General features: G+C 30.4%; 13 protein-coding genes and 1 pseudogene. 11 read left to right on the forward strand and 3 right to left on the reverse strand.

Going from position 1 to position 19221, the window contains the following annotated elements:
* Positions 1-10: 10 nt before the first annotated feature.
* The 11 genes and pseudogenes from AB8B22_RS07790 to AB8B22_RS07840 all read left to right on the forward strand — a co-directional run bounded on the left by AB8B22_RS07790 (position 11) and on the right by AB8B22_RS07840 (position 14507).
* On the forward strand, positions 11-1708 hold the full coding sequence (locus tag AB8B22_RS07790; protein ID WP_237048573.1) for an adenylyl-sulfate reductase subunit alpha: 1698 nt from the start codon (positions 11-13) through the stop codon (positions 1706-1708).
* Entirely contained in the window at positions 1692-2018 is a 327-nt protein-coding gene (locus AB8B22_RS07795; RefSeq protein ID WP_094079958.1) for a 4Fe-4S dicluster domain-containing protein, read from the forward strand. Before AB8B22_RS07790 ends, AB8B22_RS07795 begins: the two co-directional genes overlap by 17 nt.
* A gap of 134 nt (positions 2019-2152) precedes the next feature.
* Positions 2153-2281, forward strand: a complete 129-nt coding sequence (locus AB8B22_RS07800) for a hypothetical protein (RefSeq protein WP_257789796.1) — start codon at positions 2153-2155, stop codon at positions 2279-2281.
* Between the two features lie 706 nt (positions 2282-2987).
* The gene (cysD, locus tag AB8B22_RS07805; protein WP_369710688.1) at positions 2988-3890 is read left to right on the forward strand and encodes a sulfate adenylyltransferase subunit CysD; all 903 of its coding nucleotides are present in this window, start codon (positions 2988-2990) and stop codon (positions 3888-3890) included.
* Positions 3890-5578, forward strand: a complete 1689-nt coding sequence (locus AB8B22_RS07810) for a sulfate adenylyltransferase subunit 1 (protein WP_369710689.1) — start codon at positions 3890-3892, stop codon at positions 5576-5578. Before cysD ends, AB8B22_RS07810 begins: the two co-directional genes overlap by 1 nt.
* A 16-nt stretch (positions 5579-5594) precedes the next feature.
* Positions 5595-6624: pseudogene (locus tag AB8B22_RS07815) on the forward strand (sulfate ABC transporter substrate-binding protein).
* Between the two features lie 100 nt (positions 6625-6724).
* On the forward strand, positions 6725-7531 hold the full coding sequence (gene cysT / locus AB8B22_RS07820; protein ID WP_369711940.1) for a sulfate ABC transporter permease subunit CysT: 807 nt from the start codon (positions 6725-6727) through the stop codon (positions 7529-7531).
* A 93-nt stretch (positions 7532-7624) separates the two neighbouring features.
* Positions 7625-8461, forward strand: a complete 837-nt coding sequence (locus AB8B22_RS07825; RefSeq protein WP_369710690.1) for a sulfate ABC transporter permease — start codon at positions 7625-7627, stop codon at positions 8459-8461.
* A gap of 284 nt (positions 8462-8745) precedes the next feature.
* The gene (gene nifJ / locus AB8B22_RS07830) at positions 8746-12315 is read left to right on the forward strand and encodes a pyruvate:ferredoxin (flavodoxin) oxidoreductase (RefSeq protein ID WP_369710691.1); all 3570 of its coding nucleotides are present in this window, start codon (positions 8746-8748) and stop codon (positions 12313-12315) included.
* Positions 12316-12509: 194 nt separating this feature from the next.
* Positions 12510-13052 carry a type II secretion system protein gene (locus AB8B22_RS07835; protein ID WP_369710692.1) on the forward strand — a complete coding sequence of 181 codons (543 nt, stop codon included), beginning with the start codon at positions 12510-12512 and terminating at the stop codon, positions 13050-13052.
* Complete coding sequence (locus AB8B22_RS07840; RefSeq protein ID WP_369710693.1) at positions 13053-14507, forward strand: ComEC/Rec2 family competence protein; 1455 nt, start codon at positions 13053-13055, stop codon at positions 14505-14507.
* A 90-nt stretch (positions 14508-14597) separates the two neighbouring features.
* On the opposite strand, the gene AB8B22_RS07845 is transcribed toward AB8B22_RS07840, so the two are convergent.
* The 3 genes from AB8B22_RS07845 to AB8B22_RS07855 all read right to left on the reverse strand — a co-directional run bounded on the left by AB8B22_RS07845 (position 14598) and on the right by AB8B22_RS07855 (position 19123).
* The gene (locus AB8B22_RS07845) at positions 14598-16226 is read right to left on the reverse strand and encodes a L,D-transpeptidase family protein (RefSeq protein WP_094079949.1); all 1629 of its coding nucleotides are present in this window, start codon (positions 16224-16226) and stop codon (positions 14598-14600) included.
* Between the two features lie 21 nt (positions 16227-16247).
* A complete protein-coding gene (locus AB8B22_RS07850) occupies positions 16248-17879 on the reverse strand; it encodes a L,D-transpeptidase family protein (RefSeq protein WP_369710694.1) in 1632 nt (543 codons plus the stop codon).
* Positions 17880-18076: 197 nt separating this feature from the next.
* Positions 18077-19123, reverse strand: a complete 1047-nt coding sequence (locus tag AB8B22_RS07855; protein ID WP_369710695.1) for a succinate dehydrogenase/fumarate reductase iron-sulfur subunit — start codon at positions 19121-19123, stop codon at positions 18077-18079.
* Positions 19124-19221: the final 98 nt, after the last annotated feature.

Consider the following 19221-nt stretch of genomic DNA (forward strand, 5'->3'; position numbering starts at 1 on the left):
GAGGTTTAATGTGCTAAAAGTAAAAGAACTTGAAACGGATGTGCTAATTATCGGGGGTGGAACAGCTGGTTGCTATGCGGCTGTAACAATTAGCAAAAACTCTGATTTATCGGTGCTTGTTGTAGAAAAAGCGAATATTAAAAGAAGCGGATGTCTTGCAGCTGGAATCAATGCCATTAATGCGTATAATGTGAAAGGCAGGGTACCGCAAGATTATGTAGATTACACGATAAAAGATGCAAATGGAATTGTGAGAAAAGATTTGGTTTTAACCGCTGCAAATAGATTCAACGAAATTACGGCTGAGGTTGAAAAATTAGGACTTGTAATTTTGAAAGATGCAAACGGGGAATATGTCAACCGTGGAAATAGAAATATTAAAATAAATGGAGAAAATTTTAAACCGATACTTGCCAATGCTGTGAAAAAGTCTAAAAATGTAAAAGTATTAAATACTGTAAATATAACAGACTTAATCACAGAAAATGGCGAAATTAAAGGAGCGGTAGGTTTTTCTATAATAGAAAATGCGGCTTATAAAATTTTAGCAAAAAAAGTGATTGTTGCGACAGGAGGAGCTTCTGGACTTTATAAGCCAAATAATCCAGGCTTTTCCAGACATAAAATGTGGTATCCGCCATTTAACACGGGTGCTGGATATGCAATGGGAATAAAAGCTGGAGCAGAGATGACAACTTTTGAAATGAGATTTATTGCGCTTAGATGTAAAGACACGATTGCACCAACTGGAACGATTGCACAGGGAGTTGGAGCAAAGCAAGTAAACTCAAGAGGCTTTGTATATGAGGATAAATACGGAATTACAACGAGTGAGCGGGTTTATGGAACAGTTAAGGAAAATCAGCTGGGAAATGGTCCATGTTATTTAAAGACGAGTGGAATTACCGATGAAGAAAGTAAAAGTTTGTTAAAAGCGTATTTAAATATGGCGCCAAGTCAGACGCTTAAATGGATAGAGAGCGGGAAAAATCCAAATGAGCAGGATGTTGAAATTCAAGGAACAGAGCCTTACATAGTTGGAGGACACACAGCGAGTGGATTTTGGATAAATACGAATAGAGAGACGACTGTAAAAGGTCTTTATGCAGCAGGAGATGTAGCTGGAGGCTTTCCACAAAAATATGTCACAGGAGCATTGGCAGAAGGGGAAATTGCTGCACTTGACGTAATTTCAAAGATAAATTTGGAAAATGAAAAAAATAAAGAAAATCAAAATTTTTCTGAACAATCTGAGAAAATAATAAAAGAATATGAAAATATTTTAAATTTTGAGAAAAATAAGATAAATGAATTTTCAATAGAAGATTTGGAAGAGGGAATGCAAAAAGTGATGGACGAATACGCTGGAGGAATTTCTACAAATTATCAGTTTAATGAAAAACAGTTAAAATTGGCGGATGAAAAAATTTCTCAGCTAATCGAACTTTCAAAAGGTGCAAAAGCGGAAGATATGCATGATTTGATGTTTGCATATGAATTAAAAGATAGACTTTTAGTTTGTAAGTCATTAATTGCACATTTGCTTTACCGAAAAGAGACGAGATGGCACACATTTAATGAAAATTTGGATCATCCAAAAATGGACGAGAAATTTTTTAAATATGTTAATTCAAAATTGATAAATGATAAGTTGGAAGTTTTTACAAGAGAAATAGTGAAGGAGGATTTCTATGAGCATAGTAATTGATCCATTAAAGTGTATAGGCTGCACAAAATGCACACAAGTCTGTCCAGGAACTTTGATAGAAATGACTGATTTAAAAATGGATAATAAAAAAGCGGTTATGAAATATCCAAAAGACTGCTGGGGCTGCGTTTCATGCGTAAAAGAATGTCCAGTGCAAGCAATTTCATTTTTTTTAGGAGCTGACATCGGAGGAAATGGAAGTACAATGGTAACGAAGGAAAAAGGCGATATTCTGAGCTGGATAATTGAAAAAAGGGATGGTACAACTCAAGTGATTGACATCAATAGAAAAGATGCAAATAAATATTAGAAAATATAATTTTGGATAATAAAATTTTTTTTGATTTATAATTAATAAAAAATTAAAAAATAATAAAAATATAATTTTAAAGTGATATAATTAAAATAAATTGAGCGTTTTATATTTTTAAGGGGGAAATAAGAATGTCAAAATTATTTAAACTAATTGTTATTATTCTAACAATGATGTCATTAGTTGGTTGTGATGGATATTTATGTGAAATGGGTTCGAGAACAGCGTGTATAAGATACGACCACAATTATGAAAAATAAAAGTTATCATTAAAATTTTAACAATATTTAGCAAGAAGTCTCCTTCTTCTATAAGTGGGAGATGAATTGCAGAATATAGCTTGAAATAACAGCTCTTATATGGTATAATATTCATAGTCAGGGCAGGGACAGACCTTTGAGCTTGGTAAATATATTTGGCTAGCAAAAGCAGATACTTCCCAAGAAGCTCCCTCTTCTACAAGTGGGAGTAGTTCACTTATTTTGTAAAAAGATTAGGTTAAATATAGTATTAACCGGTCTTTTTTTATTAATACTAAATCTCATTTGAATAACCAATTTATTAAAATTTTTTCAACAAGGAAAAAAGACTTAATATTTCTAAATAATTAATACTATTCCCTGTTTAAAAAGTGAATATTTATTTTAATTATTTAAAAGAAAATATCAGATTTAATCTAATAAAAAGATTTATAATGTATTCGTTATTCAAATGGGGTTTAGTATAAGATATAATTTTCGCTTTTTAAATGGGTAATAGTATAATTTAATTTTTATTCTTAAAAATAGCAAATTATGATTTTAATATAATATATCTTAAAATAATTTTGAAAATCAAAGTAAAATTAAGTCTAATTAATTTGTATATACAATTGATTATACAAATGTTATATGCGATAATGAGCTATGAAAAATAAAAGCAAATGTAAAAATTATTTATAATAAAAAAAGAAAAGGAGAGTAAAATATGAAAGAATTATCTCATTTAGATGAATTAGAAGCAGAAGCCATATATATCATAAGAGAAGTAGCGGCAGAATGTGAAAATCCAGTTATGCTTTACTCAATTGGAAAAGACAGTTCTGTTATGCTGCATTTGGCGATGAAGGCATTTTATCCAGAAAAACCGTCATTTCCGTTTTTACATGTGAACACGACTTGGAAATTTCGAGAAATGATAGAGTTTCGAGATAGAAGAGCGAAAGAATTGGGGATTGAGATGCTTGAATACATTAATCCAGAAGGCGTTGAAAAAAATATCAATCCTTTTGACCACGGCTCGTCTTTTACAGACATAATGAAAACTCAGGCGTTAAAACAAGCGCTTAATAAATATGGATTTACTGCCGCATTTGGTGGTGGAAGAAGAGATGAAGAAAAAAGTCGGGCAAAAGAGAGAATTTTTTCATTTAGAAATTCAAATCAGGCTTGGGATCCAAAAAATCAAAGACCTGAGATGTGGAAACTTTACAATACGGAAATAAATAAAGGGGAAAGCATCCGTGTTTTTCCAATTTCAAACTGGACTGAAAAAGACATTTGGGAATACATAAAAAGAGAAAATATACCAATAGTTTCGCTTTATTCAGCAAAGAAAAGACCTGTTGTAAAAAGAGGAACAAATTTAATCATGGTGGATGACGAACGTATGAGATTAAATGACGGAGAAGTTCCTGAAATGAAAATGGTGAGATTTAGAACACTTGGAGATTACCCGCTTTCAGGTGCTGTCAAGTCAAATGCTGTAACTTTGGAAGAAATAATAGATGAAACATTAAGTTCGGTGGAATCAGAGCGTACAAGCCGTGTAATTGACAGCGATAACGGCGCTGGAAGCATGGAAAAAAGAAAAAGGGAGGGATATTTTTAATGGCAAAATTATTAAAATTTATAACTTGTGGAAGTGTGGATGACGGAAAATCCACTTTAATTGGAAATATTTTATACAACTCCAAATTACTTTATGCGGATCAGGAAGAAGCACTTATTTTGGACAGTAAAGTTGGTTCAAGAGGCGGTGCAATCGACTATTCGCTACTTCTGGACGGACTTATTGCAGAAAGAGAACAAGGAATAACAATAGACGTGGCTTATCGTTATTTTACGACAGACAAGAGAAGTTTTATCGTGGCAGACACTCCCGGTCATGAGGAATATACTAGAAATATGGCTGTTGGAGCATCCTTTGCACAAGTTGCAATTTTACTTTTAGATGTCACAAAAGGAGTTTTAATTCAAACTAGAAGACACGCCAGAATTTGTTCTTTAGTCGGAATTAAATATTTTGTTTTTGCGGTAAATAAAATGGATTTGGCAAATTATAGCAAAGAAAAGTTTGACGAAATTGTGGCACAGATTGATGAACTTGCAAGAGAACTTAATTTAAAAAATATTAAAATTATACCTGTGAGTGCAACTGAAGGAGATAATGTTACAACAAAATCCAAAAATATGGAATGGTACAAAGGTGAGAGTGTTCTTGAATATTTGGAAACAGTCGATGTTACAAGTGAAGATAAAAATTCATCTTTTTATGTGCCAATTCAAAGAGTTTGCCGACCAAATCACGAGTTTAGAGGATTTCAAGGGCAAATTGAGAGCGGTGAAGTGAAAGTTGGACAGACTGTGACTGTGCTGCCAAGTAATGAAACTGCTGTTGTAAAATCAATTTTGAATGGAGATAAAACTGTAGATAGCGCTTTTTTGGGACAAGCGGTAACTATTCAGCTGGATAGGGAAGTTGACGTGAGCCGTGGTTCGGTTATAACTGACAATAATGAACTTTTTGCATCAAAAAATATAAGTGCAACATTGCTTTGGATGGACGATGATAAATTGACAATTGGAAAAGAGTATTTGGCAAAAATTGGAACTAAAAAAATTCCTGCGATAATTAAAAAAGTTGAACACCAAATTGATGTAAATACTGGAGAAAAGATAAAAATAGATTCAATAACTAAAAATGAAATTGCACTTTGTGAAATAGAGTTTTCGGATAAAGTGATAGTTGATAAATTTAAGAAAAATAAGGTTTTGGGAGAACTTATCTTAATTGATAGATTGTCACATCAGACGGCTGCCGCTGGAGTTGTGGAAAATGTGAAAGTTAGCGAAGAAATACCGTATTTTCAAAAAGATGACATAGTTATAAAAAATGGTTATATTTTTGAAGAAATGTATTTTGACTTGAAAAACGCAAGACTTTCTAAATCTGAAGAAAATAAAAAAACTTATTTTGTGGATGACAAAATTACTGGAAAAGGGGATAGTTTTGAATATCCAGAATATTTTGACATTATTTCAGTTGAAGATGGAGCAGCAGCGCTTGTGAGAAATTATAAAATTTTTGATATAATTAAACTTTCTGATTATCATTACACAGGACTTCCGCTTGTAGATACAGGGGGATGTGCACTAAATATCAATAAAAAACAGGATATGCAAGACTTTTTAGAAGACTGGCAAAAAAATAAAAATATTTCTGAAATTCATAATAAATGGGCAAAATTTGAAACTTATAGAAGAGTTGTGAGCACCGATTACTCTTATGTGATATAGCACAAAAGGGGGAAAAATGGGAATAAAAAATTTTAAAATACCAATAATTCTTATTTTTGCAGCAATAATTTTATATACAATTGGAATTGTAAGACAAAATGCTAAAATTAAAAATAAAAAATCTCAAATAGAAATTACAAATGTATCCTATGATCCAACTCGTGAATTATACGAAAAATATAATAAGGAATTTTCAAAATATTATAAAAAGACATATGGAAAAGATGTAAGAATTGTACAGTCTCATGGTGGATCGGGTTCTCAAGCTCGTTCTGTAATTGAAGGGCTTGATGCGGATGTTGTAACTTTGGCGCTAGAAAATGATGTTTCGCTTTTGGAAAAAGTTGATTTATTAGGAAAAAACTGGATAAATAATTTTCCAGGAAATTCTTCGCCATATACTTCGACAATTGTGTTTCTCGTTCGACGGAAAAATCCTAAAAATATAAAAGATTGGGATGATTTGACAAAAAATGGAGTAAAAGTCATAACTCCAGATCCAAAAAGCAGTGGAGTGTTGGAATTTTTTAGCGGCTTGGTCTTACGGTATAAAAAAATTTGGAAATAATGAGAATAAAATCAGTGAATTTGTGAAAAAAATTTATAAAAATGTAGCGGTTATGGATTCTGGGGCTAGAGCTGCAACTACGACTTTTGTGGAAAATGGACAAGGAGATGTGCTTATTTCTTGGGAAAATGAAGCACTTGCAACAGTGAGGGAATATCCAAATGATTTTGAGATTGTTTATCCGACTGTAAGTATTTTAGCTCAGCCGACAGTTGCTGTAGTTGATAAGATTGCAAAGAAAAATGGAAATTTTCAAATTAGCCAAAAATATTTGGAGTATTTATATTCGGATAAAGCTCAAAATATTATTGCACAAAGCGGGTATAGACCATATAATAAAGAAATACTTGAGAAATATAAGGATAGATTTAATTTGAATATGAAACTAACAACAATAAAAGATTTTGGTGGATGGAAAAAAGTTTATGAGAAATTTTTTGAAGAAGGTAAAATTTTTGACAAAATTATGGAAAATTAAAATATAGGTTAAAATATAGAATAGAATAGAATAGAAAGGAAGTGGAAGATGTTATTAAAATTAAAGAAAAGTTTTTTGCAAAAAAAGTGCCAAAGCGACAATTTGCTTTAATTTATCACTTGGAATAACACTTGCGATGCTTTCAGTTTTGGTCTTAATCCCGCTTGTTTCAATACTGATTTATTCGTTTAAATTGTCGCCGAGTCAGTTTTGGAAGTTAATTTCGCAAAAATCAGTTGTTTATGCTTTATTTACAAGTATTTCACTTTCTTTTTTAGCAGCGGTTGTAAACTGCATTTTTGGCTTAATTTTAGCTTGGGTTCTTGTAAAATATGATTTTTTTGGAAAAAGATTTTTAGATGGTCTTCTAGAACTTCCTTTTGCGCTTCCAACAGCCGTTGCAGGAATAACTCTTGCGAAAATGTATTCAGATACGGGAATGGTTGGAAAATATTTTGCAAAATTTGGAATAAAGATTTCGTACACTCATATAGGGATTGTTATAGCCTTAATATTTGTCGGAATTCCTTTTGTTGTGAGGAGTGTCCAGCCAATTTTGGAAAAGCTGGACGGTCAATATGAAGAGGCCGCATATATTTTGGGAGCAAATAAAGCTACGACTTTTTTTAAAGTGATTTTTCCTGAGATAAAGCCTGCGCTTCTCACGGGATTTGGATTGGCTTTTTCAAGGGGAATTGGCGAATATGGAAGCGTAATTTATATTTCTGGAAACAGTTTCAAAGAACATACGCAAGTTATCTCATATGTGATTATGCAAAAATTAAATTATGTGGATTATCCATCAGTAACGGCAATAGCTTTACTTATGTTAGTAATTTCTTTTATTTTGCTGTTTTTAATAAATATGGTGCAAATGAAGCAATTTAAAAGAACAAATAATATTTAAAAAGTAAAAAATAGAGAAAATGAAAAAGAAAAAGAAATTGTGTTTATTTGCATAAACATATTTGTATTTAAAAAATAAAAAATGGAGAAAATAATGATGAAAAAAGAAAATAATATAATAAAATATGTTCTTATCACAATAAGTTTTTTATTTGTATTTACAATGCTTTTGCTACCACTCGCTTCAATAATTCTAAATTCGCTTCAAAAAGGCTGGAAGTTTTATTTTAGCAGCATAACGGATAAAAATGTCTTATCGGCGCTAAAAGTTACAATAATTGCTACAGTTTCAGCAGTTTTGGTAAATACTGTCTTTGGAATAGTAGTTGCGTGGCTAATAACAAAATTTTCTTTTCGTGGAAAAAATATTCTTGCGACATTAATTGACATTCCCTTTTCAATTTCTCCTGTAATAGCGGGACTTGCCTTTATTATGACTTTTGGTAGAATGGGCTGGGCAAATGCGATTATTGAAAAAATAAATCAATTTTTTGTTCTAGATATAAAAATTGTATTTGCAATCCCAGGAGTAATTCTTGCTACAATCTTTGTCACATTTCCGTTTATTGCAAGAGAAATTATTCCGATTTTGAATGCACAAGGAAAAGCTGAAGAAGAAGCGGCGGCGTTGATGGGAGCAAGTGGGTTCACGATTTTTAGAAAAATAACTTTTCCGCAGATAAAATGGGGACTTTTTTACGGAATAATACTTTGTACAGCAAGAGCTTTAGGAGAATTTGGTGCAGTAAATGCTCTGTCAAAGGCAAGGGGAAAAACATTTACATTGCCGCTTGAAATAGATGCGCTTTATTTATCGGGAACATCGGATGCGATAACCTCAGCGTTTGCAGTATCATCAATACTTGTTTTAGTTTCAATAGTTATTCTTATAATAAAAAATATTGTGGAACATAAATCAGAAAAAATTTGAAAATTTCAATAAAAAAATTAATTGACAAAAATAGTTTAAAAAATATATAATAATACTTGACAACCAAGAAAAAAGATATTACAATTTGTATTAGTAGTTGTTAAAAATCAAATCATTTTTATATAATTATTTTTTCTAAAAATACATATTTGAAGATAAAATTTAATAAAATTGTGGATAATTTATTAAATTAGATAATAGAAATTATTTCTATTAATTTAATTATAAAATGTATTTGATAAAATCATAGAAAATCTATGAAATTTTAATTTTTGGAGGGAAAAATGGCTAAAGAAATGAAAACAATGGATGGAAATATGGCTGCGGCACATGTGGCATACGCATTTACTGAAGTAGCAGGAATCTATCCAATTACGCCGTCATCAACTATGTCTGAAGTAATTGACCAATGGGCGGCATACGGACAAAAAAATATATTTGGAAAACCAGTTAAAGTTGTGGAAATGCAATCAGAAGCAGGAGCTGCGGGAATGGTTCACGGTTCACTTCAAGCGGGAGCACTGACTACGACTTTTACTGCATCACAAGGGCTACTTTTAAAGTTGCCTAATATGTATAAAATCGCAGGGGAATTGTTGCCAGGAGTTATGCATGTGGCAGCTCGTTCGCTATCTTCCCATGCACTTTCAATATTTGGAGATCACCAAGATATTTATTCAGCAAGAATGACTGGATGGGCTATGCTTGCAACAAGCTCTGTGCAAGAAGTTATGGATTTAGCGGCAGTGGCACATCTTTCAGCACTAAAATCTAAAGTTCCAACATTACACTTTTTTGATGGATTTAGAACTTCTCACGAAATTAACAAAGTGGAAGTTATGGATTATAAATTTTTGGAAAGTTTAATTGATAGAGATGCTTTGCATGAATTCAGACAAAAAGCGTTAAACCCAGAAAATCCTGTAACTCGTGGAACAGCGCAAAATGACGATATTTATTTTCAGGCAAAAGAAGCTCAAAATAAATACTATGAAGCAGTACCAGACATAATAAATGACTATATGCAAAAAATAAGTGAATATACTGGAAGAAAATACGCACCATTTGTTTATTACGGTTCAGAAAATGCTGAAAGAGTAATAATTGCAATGGGATCAGTAAATGAAACAATAAAAGAAGTAGTAGATTATTTGAACGCAAAAGGAGAAAATGTAGGAGTTTTAAATGTACACTTATATAGACCTTTTTCAAGCAAATATTTCTTTGATGCAATGCCAAAATCAGTTAAAAAAATTGCAGTTTTGGATAGAACAAAAGAGCAAGGTGCTGTTGGAGAACCTTTATACACAGATATTAAAGCGCTTTATTATGGAAAAGAAAATGCGCCTGAAATTGTTGGAGGAAGATATGGACTTTCTTCAAAAGATACAACACCTGAACAAATAGTCGCAGTTTATAAAAACTTGGCGCAAAAAGAAATAAAAAATAACTTTACAATAGGAATTATTGATGACGTAACATTTACTTCACTAGCTTTGGAAGAAGAAGTGTTTACAGGAAATGATGATGTAAAAGAATGTCTATTCTACGGACTTGGTTCAGATGGAACAGTTGGGGCGAATAAAAACTCAATTAAAATTATCGGGGATAAAACAAATTTGTATGCACAAGGATATTTTGCATATGACTCTAAAAAAGCGGGAGGAGTTACTCGTTCCCACTTAAGATTCAGTAAAAAGCCAATTCGTTCGACATATTTGGTAACTAGACCAGATTTTGTTGCTTGTTCTGTGGCTGCATATCTTGGAAAATACGATATGATCTCAGGATTAAAAGAAGGTGGAACATTTCTATTAAATACAATTTGGGACAAGGAAAAATTAGTTAAACACCTGTCGAATGAAGTAAAAAGAGCGTTAGCACTTAAAAAAGCTAAATTTTACATCATAAATGCGACAAAATTGGCAAAAGAAATCGGTTTGGGAAATAGAACAAATACAATTATGCAATCGGCATTTTTCAATTTAGCAAATGTAATTCCTTATGAAGAAGCTAAAGAATACATGAAAGAATACGCTAAAAAAAGTTACGGTAGAAAAGGGGACGACATAGTCCAGAAAAACTGGAATGCGATTGACAAAGGAACAGATGGACTGGAAGAAGTGGAAGTATTACCAGAATGGGCAAATTTAGAAGTTGATGAGAAAATTATAGATGAAGCAAAACCTGAATTTATAAAAAGAATCGTTGACCCAATTAATTTAATGAAAGGTAATGAATTGCCGGTATCTGCAATCGTTGAAAACGGAATGGTCGACGGTACATTCAAAAGCGGAACAGCTAACTATGAAAAAAGAGGAGTTGCTTCAGAAGTTCCTGAATGGCAGCCAGATATGTGTATACAATGTAATCAATGTGCATATGTTTGTCCACATGCTGTAATCAGACCATTTTTAATAGATGAAGAAGAAATGTCTAAAGCACCAGAAGGAATGCCTACAATTAAAGCAATGGGCCGTGGAATGAATGACTTGAAATATAAAATTCAAGTGTCGACTCTTGACTGTACAGGATGTAGTGTCTGTGTGGATGTCTGTCCTGCACCAAAAGGAAAAGCAATCGTTATGAAACCTATTGAATCACAAATTGAAAAAAATGAAGTTGAATATACAGACTATTTATTTAACAATGTTTCATACAAAGATAAAATTTTAGGTAAAAATACTGTAAAAGGTTCACAATTTGCAAAACCGTTATTTGAATTTTCTGGAGCGTGTGCAGGTTGTGGAGAAACTCCTTATATAAAGCTAGTAACTCAGTTATTTGGTGAGAGAATGATGGTTGCAAATGCGACAGGATGTTCTTCAATTTATGGAGCTTCAGTTCCTTCAACACCATATACGACAGCTGAGAGTGGATGTGGACCAGCTTGGGCTTCTTCACTATTTGAAGATAATGCAGAATATGGATTTGGAATGCATCATGCAATTGATACGATCAGACAAAGAATTTTGGAAAATATGGAAGAAATTAAAGAAAAAGTTTCACCAGAATTGGCAGAATTGTTTAATAACTTTATCGAAAATTTTGACAATGGAGATAAAACAGCTGAAATTAGAGATAAATTGGTAGAATTGCTTGAAAAAGAAAGTAAAGCTGTAACTGATGCTGAAATTAAAGAAAAAATTGATGATATGATAGCATTAAAACAATATTTAGTTAAAAAATCAATTTGGATTTTCGGTGGAGATGGATGGGCTTATGACATCGGATTTGGTGGACTTGACCACGTACTTGCGTCAGGACAAGATGTAAATATTTTGGTACTTGATACGGAAGTTTACTCAAATACAGGAGGACAAGCATCTAAATCATCAAGAACAGGTTCTGTTGCAAAATTTGCCGCATCAGGAAAACCATCTAAGAAAAAAGATTTGGCAGCAATGCTTATGACGTACGGAAATATCTATGTTGCAAAAATTTCAATGGGAGCAAATCAAAACCAAGCATTAAAAGCGATAAGAGAAGCTGAAAATTACAAAGGGCCTTCAATAATTATAGCATATTCACCTTGTATCGAACACGGAATTAAAACAGGTATGGGTAAAGCTATGTCAGAAGAAAAATTAGCTACAGAAGTTGGATACTGGCCAATATTCAGATTTGATCCACAATTGGTTGCAAAAGGTAAAAATCCATTGCAATTAGATTCAAGAAGTCCAGCTTGGGACAAATATGAGGAATTTTTATTGGGTGAAAGAAGATACGCAACACTTGCAAAAGAATTCCCAGAAAAAGCTAAAGTATTGCTTGAAGCTAATATGAGCGATTCAAGGGCAACTTGGAATTATTACAGAAGATTAGCATCAATTGACTATTCAGTAGAAGAATAATAAAAAAAATAATAATATAAAAAACTATCTTAGAAATTCAAATTTTTGAGATAGTTTTTTTTAGTTAAAAATAAATTAATTATATATTGATTTTTATTAATTTTTATTGTATAATAAAATCAAAGGGAGAAATAAAAAAAGAAAGAAAAGAAAGAAAGAAATAAAAAAATAAAAAAGAAAAGGGGACGGTTAAAATGAACGAGAATAAATCAAGCGGATTTACTCTTGTTGAGGTTTTGTTATACATTTCAATCGTAGCTATTTTATTTTTAGCTATTTCAAATAATTTACAAAAACAAAAACAGCTCCAAGAATTTGCAATCCAGAAGCGAAATATAAGTAGCTTTATCCGTAAGATTCAGCAATATGCGCAATATAATAAAAAAATTTATACATTAGATTTCAAAATATCTGAAAAAACGGCATATTTTTTGGATAATGTCAAAGGAAAAAAAGAGATAATTGATAAATTAAAAATTTCAGATAATCTGTCTTATATGACAAATAATTCCAATAAAAATGCCGATTTTTTGAGAAATACCACAAATGAAGGCAATTTTGAAAAAGGATTTTCAATTTATCTTTTGGACAAAAAAGGCGAAAAAATATATTACAGAATTTCTACAAACACAATAAATGCAGCAAAATATCCGATTATAAGCATTTATCGTGCAAAAACTCCGATAAAATTGAACGAAGATTATTTGAAAACAAGTTTGTGGGAAGAAGAAATTTAAATGAAAAAAAGGGATTTTGATAAAATTAATTTTAAAAAAGTAGAAATTCAAAAAAATAAAAAAACACAAAAAAATAGTTCTCTTGAAGAATATGATTTACAAATGAAAAAATTTCAAGAAAAAGAAAAGAAAAAAGTTGAATTACAAAAAAGACTTCAAAAAGAAAAAGAAAATTTTTTAAATTTTTTCAATAAAAAAATTGGAATTGAAGAGATAAAAAATAGTTTTAAAATTATTATTTTATTTTTAGTTGGTGTTATAATCTTTATTTTTTATCTTAATTTTGTAACTTTTAAAGGTGATTTAAAAGGGGAAAAAATTCTTTATGTAAAAATGGATGGAAGTCGTGGAAGCATTTTGAAAATAAATAACAAATATTTAAAAAATCAGGCATCCATAAAAAATACAAAAAATTTTGAATACGGGACTTATTTGATAAACTTTGATGTAAAAAGAATTACGACAAAAAATAATTATACAACTTTTGATGGAAAAATAATTGGTTGGAAAGAGTCAAAACTAAATATTTTTAGAAAATATATTTTAAATATTTTTGACGATTTATTTTTGACTGAAGACAACCTCTACGCTTTTTCAAAAGCAGCGATTTTAGGAGAAAAATCTGAAGTTTCAAAAGATATGAAAGATAAATTCAAATATACGGGACTTGCACATTTAATTGTGATTTCTGGAACGCATATTTCCCTTGTCATCATTGGAATTGTCAAACTTTTGGACATGATTTCGCTGGCATATCGTCCAAAATATATTTTTGCTCTCGTTATTTTGACATTTTACTGTGCATTGATAGGATTTTCTCCAGGGATTTTAAGAGCTTATATCATGGGTGCGATGATGATTTTAGCGAGAATTTTATTTGAGAAAGAAGATAGTAAAAAATCACTTTTAATATCGTTTGTTGTAAATGTTGTACTAAATCCTTATTCGATTTTTGATATTTCAATGCAGCTTTCTTATATGGCGGTAATTGCTATTATCTTTGTGTATCCACCAATAAAAAAATTTTTTGAAAAGTCAATTTTTTCTAAAATAAAAAATGAAATTTTAAGAAATACTGTTGACTTAATGTTTTTAAGTTTTGTAATTCAATTTACGAGTATTCCTTTATTTTTATATTATTTTCAAAAATTGCCATTATTTTCTTTCTTATTAAATATAATTGGTGTGCCAATTGGAACGATTGTAATTCAAATTTTATTTTTTATAATGCTTGTAAATATATTAAAAATAACATTTTTAAATTCAATTTTAGTATTTATCACAAAAATTGTTTTTGGTTCATTTGAAGGATTTATTTACGCTGGAAGTAAAATTCCGCTGCTTCAAATTGAAGTTTCACAAAAATTTTCGATTTTATTCATTTTTAGTTTTTATATAATTTTGTTTATTATAGTTTTCAAAATCATTCCATTTTTTATATTTGATAAAAAATAGTAAAAAAAAAATAATAAAAAATAACGAAAAAAAGAAAATATCTAACTTTTAAGATATTTTCTTTTTTATTTTAAAAATTTAAACATAATTTTATTTAACTAACATCACAGTTGGTTTACTTGGAGTTCTAAGTCCATTTTTATCATTAGGAGTCGAATTTCCTAACCAATCGTAAATAAATTTGATTTGGTCGTCGTAATGTCTTATACATTTATGTGATTCTGGATAAGTTCCAATTTTTGCAGCTGTAGCTTTTTTTCTTTGTTCCCTTGTATTTTTTGGCTCAAATAGTGAAGGGATGCTGTGCATATATCCGCCACCGCTAAATCTTACGGCATTTTTAGCATCTCCTACCACAGCTTTATTATCAGAGCCAGTATATTGCATAACAGGTTTTGAATAAGCGATTAAGAATGTTCCATATGGTGTTGCAAAAGAACTTCCACTATCTTTTCCAGTTGTTACAAATGATGAAGTAACTACATTCCAGTCATTTCCTGCTTTTTCAATAATCATTTCATTTTGGCTGCTTCTGTCAACATAGATAAATCTTTCGATTTCTTTAGTTATTCCAGAATCTTTTAACATCTTTCGAGTTGAAGGTTTTATGTAATAAGTTCCTTCATCAAAAGCGTCTATTTTAACTTTTGTATATTTATCATTGTCTTCTTCAATGGTCATAATCGTTCTATCAGGTATATTTATCGCATCTTTAAAACTTGAACTAGAGTAGGCTGGTTCACTTTGATTTGCTCTATTCCCAAATTTGTCTCGATTCCCGCCACTGCTTCCACCTAGTGGAACATAATCGTCCAAAACATATATTTTTTTACTTTTTGCAAGTGCATCATTGATAAAAGCATTTGTTTTATCCACCTTTTTCATCATATCATCCCAGTCAAATTCTCTTTTTTCAGCAACAGATTTTGAAATATATCCAAGCTGGCCGTCAAAAAATACTTCGTACCATTCGCCTTTTCCATCGCCATTACCTTTAACAACTCCGACAACTTTAAATTTATTTCCATATTTTGCTTCTTTTATAACTTTGGCATTTGCATTTGGCTCTTTTCTAATATTTGAATTAGTTTTGATAAAAACAAATTCATCCATATCTTTTGGCGAATTTTTGTCATAAACATAATTAAAAGTCAAATTTTTTGGTCTTTCCTTTAAGTAGTAAGTTGAATAACTGTAGGGTCCTTTTATTGAATTTGAATTTTTTATTTGAATTTTTTTGTCATCTTTTTTATCTTGATTGTCAGGTGTTATTACAGAATTTTGTGCTTTTTTTATATTGTCTAAATTTTCTGAATCTTTATTCTTTTCATCATTAGAATTTACTTTTTTATTGTCATTTTGTGTTTTTTTTTTCACAGATTGATTTTTAGGATATTCAGCTATATAACTTTTTGTAAAATTGTCGAATTCTTTTTCAAAATCTTCTTTTTTAATTGTTTTCTCAATTTTTTCACCTTTTGTATATTTTCCTTTTTGCTTTGTTACAAATGGTGTAAATGTCATTTTGACACTGTCTCCAGACTGCATATATTCAACCTCTATCTTATCTTTAACTCCATCTCCATCTAAATCTGGTTCAAGGATTACTTTTTTCCAATCATTTTTTTGTGAGCTTTTAGAAGCTGAAAAAGTATTTATCGAAAACATTGAAATCGAAACTAATGCTAGAATAAAAAATTTTATTTTTTTTATTTTCATAATTTTTCTCCTTTATTTATTTTATAAAACTATTGCAACTACTGGTTCTTCAGGTATTGTATTATCACCATCTTTAATTTTACTTCCCGCATTTACCCAGTCAACAATAAATCCAACTTGGTCATCAAAGTGTCTGACACATTTATGTGATTCTTTATAAGTTCCTATTTTTGCAGCTGTATCAGTTAAAGCTGTTTCACCTTTAAAATGAGTATTTACAGGTATTCCATGCAAATATCCGCCACCGCTGAATCTCACAGCAAATTTAGCAACTCCTCCGATTGTTAAATCAGGTCGCCCAGAAAGAGGCGTATCTCCAGGTCCAGCTTTTCTTGTAAATGGCATATATCCTCTTGTAAATGCAATTAAAAACGCCCCATGAGGTGTTTCATAAGAACCGCTTCCATCTTTTCCAGTCGTTACAAACGAATAAGTCACAACTTTATATTTATTTGTTTTTGGATCTCTTTCAAATAACATTTCTGCTTGACTGCTTGGGTCAATAGCAACGAATTTATTGACAGCGCCATTTATATTTTCAACTTTTTTATAATTATTCTGATTTTTAGAAATATAATAAGGTCCGCCATAAAATGGTGTTTCAATTTTTAACATTCCCTTTTCTTCGCCTAAAATCCTAAATAAAGTTTGATCTGGCACATTTATAATTTCTCCTTTTTTATTAGGATTTGTGTAAGCCACTATACTTTGGTTGTTTTTATTTCCAAATTTATCTTTTTTACTTGCCACATCGTGAGAAAGCGGTGAATATTCCGTGATTATATTAATATCTTCTCCGGCATTTATCGCTTCTTCAATAAATTTATTGACGCTGTCCATTTTTGCAACCATTTTATCCCAAAAAAATCCTCTTTTTATTACATTACTTCCTCTATCTACCACAAATCCTTTAAAAGTTTTAGGTTTTATTTTGGATTTTTTTTCTTTAATGTGATTTACATTTGTACTCGCTTTTTTTGTAATCTCGGTGTAGTATAATTTTTGTGGATTTTCATTTGATACCATCTCAAATAGAAGTTTTGGTTTTTCACTGTATTTTAAGTTTGTAATTGATTTTCCATTCGGCGCATCAAGCATTTCCGATGAACTTTTTATAAATAAAAAATTATCTAAATCTTTAGGTGAATGTTTATCAAATTTTAGTTTATCAAATAATATTTCGGAATTTCTATTATCATCATAAATCAGTATGTGCCTAGTTTCATTTGATGCCATATTCTTAGAATATTCACCGTAATATTCCTTCACTTTGTTAAGCAATTTAGGCATTTCGTCTAAATTTAAAATATTTATCTTTTTATCAAAAGTTATTTGATAACTTAGCATATTTTTCCCATTCTGATTTGTGTAAATGGAAACAACTACATCTAAAAAGTTATTTTCTTCATTATAGCTAACCACAACTTTTTCATCAGTTCCATCATTGTTAAAATCATAGTCAAAAATTGCATTTTCATACCCACTAACAGCTACATTTTGAGTAAATTCCTTAGGTAAATTAATGTTTTGGCTGGCAGTAGAAGTCATTCCAAAAAATACGTTTAATAGAGCAAAAATACTTATTTTTATTTTTTTAGATTTATCTTTCCTTTCTATTTTTCCCCTCAAAACCTTTTTTAAACTATTTTTCAAATTGCGTTCCCCCTTCTGAAATTTTTTTCTTCATTTTTTTCTCCTATTTTAAAAATCATTTTTTATATTTTATTATTAGTTTTTAACATTTATATTATACTAAATTTTTAAGCATTTGTGAACCAATTTTGAAATAATTTTATTTTTTTGTAACAAAAAATTGGCAGCTTACACCGCCAACTTTATTATTATTTTAATTATTTAACATCTAAACTTACTTTAACTCCAGCTCTTAACTCATTATTTTCAACTGTAGTTTTCTTTTCACTACCGTTATTCCAGTATTCACCTTTGTCAGTTAATTTGTTAACTGGTGAATATCGTACACTAGGGTTAACAGTGATTGTTCCAACTGAAGTATCGAATTCTTTTTTGTATCCAAATCCAGTCCATACTGTGAATTCATTTTCATATCCATCAGTTGCAGTATGTTTAGACCATTCATTTTCAGGTCTAACAAATGCATAGAATCCAGCAAATGAAGGTGTATCATAAGCTACTCCCACTGTATAGTCAAGTCTAACATTTGATTTATTATTTTTTCCACTAGCATCTCTTAAAAAGTGATCTAATGTTACATCGTAACTGATTGTTCCAAAGTTATTATCCAAAAGTTTACCATCAGTTCCTAATGATAAGTTAGCTCCCCAACCATTTCTAGCGCCATCATTTCCATTTCTATAGTATCTGTTATCTTGGTTACCACTTTGTCTTTGTCCAAAATAAACGGCTTCTAAAGTTGTTTTGATATTTTGTCCTAATACATTCATTCCGAAAGTTGGTCCAAAGTAGATTTCATTTGATTCTCCATTTGTTTTTGTATGTCTTTTACCCTCTTTATTTGTCCAGTGTCTAACTCCTAATTTAGTAGTTGTGTCTAAATCTCCCCATTTAATATCTTTAGATAAATTTCCATCTACTAAATCAGATGCTTGTAGAAAATGATTTCTTTTACCATTTTCAAATTCTCCAAATACTTCGTGTTTGTATAAAAGGCTAGCATTTAACCCAGCTTCATCATTTAACCCTAAAGTTGTTCCAACTTCAGTTCTCGATTTTACTCCTTTTATATTTTTTTTCTTGAATCCTCCATTTCCAATGTGGTTAGCTTTATCTCCATATTGGTCATTGTACTTTACTCTAAAATCTTGATCAAAATAAGCATTTTTTACAATATCCTGATCAGTTTGTGCAAAAGATACAGTTGCTAACATAAATGCTAATAATCCTAATAATTTTTTCATACTCTAGTTCCTCCTAAAAACCTAAAATTTTAATTTAATCTAGTAATTTAATGTTATTTTACCATAACTAAATCTTTTTGTAAAGCCTTTTTCAAATT

This window comes from Leptotrichia rugosa, from assembly GCF_041200005.1.
In the GTDB taxonomy this organism is placed as follows: Bacteria; Fusobacteriota; Fusobacteriia; order Fusobacteriales; family Leptotrichiaceae; genus Leptotrichia; species Leptotrichia rugosa.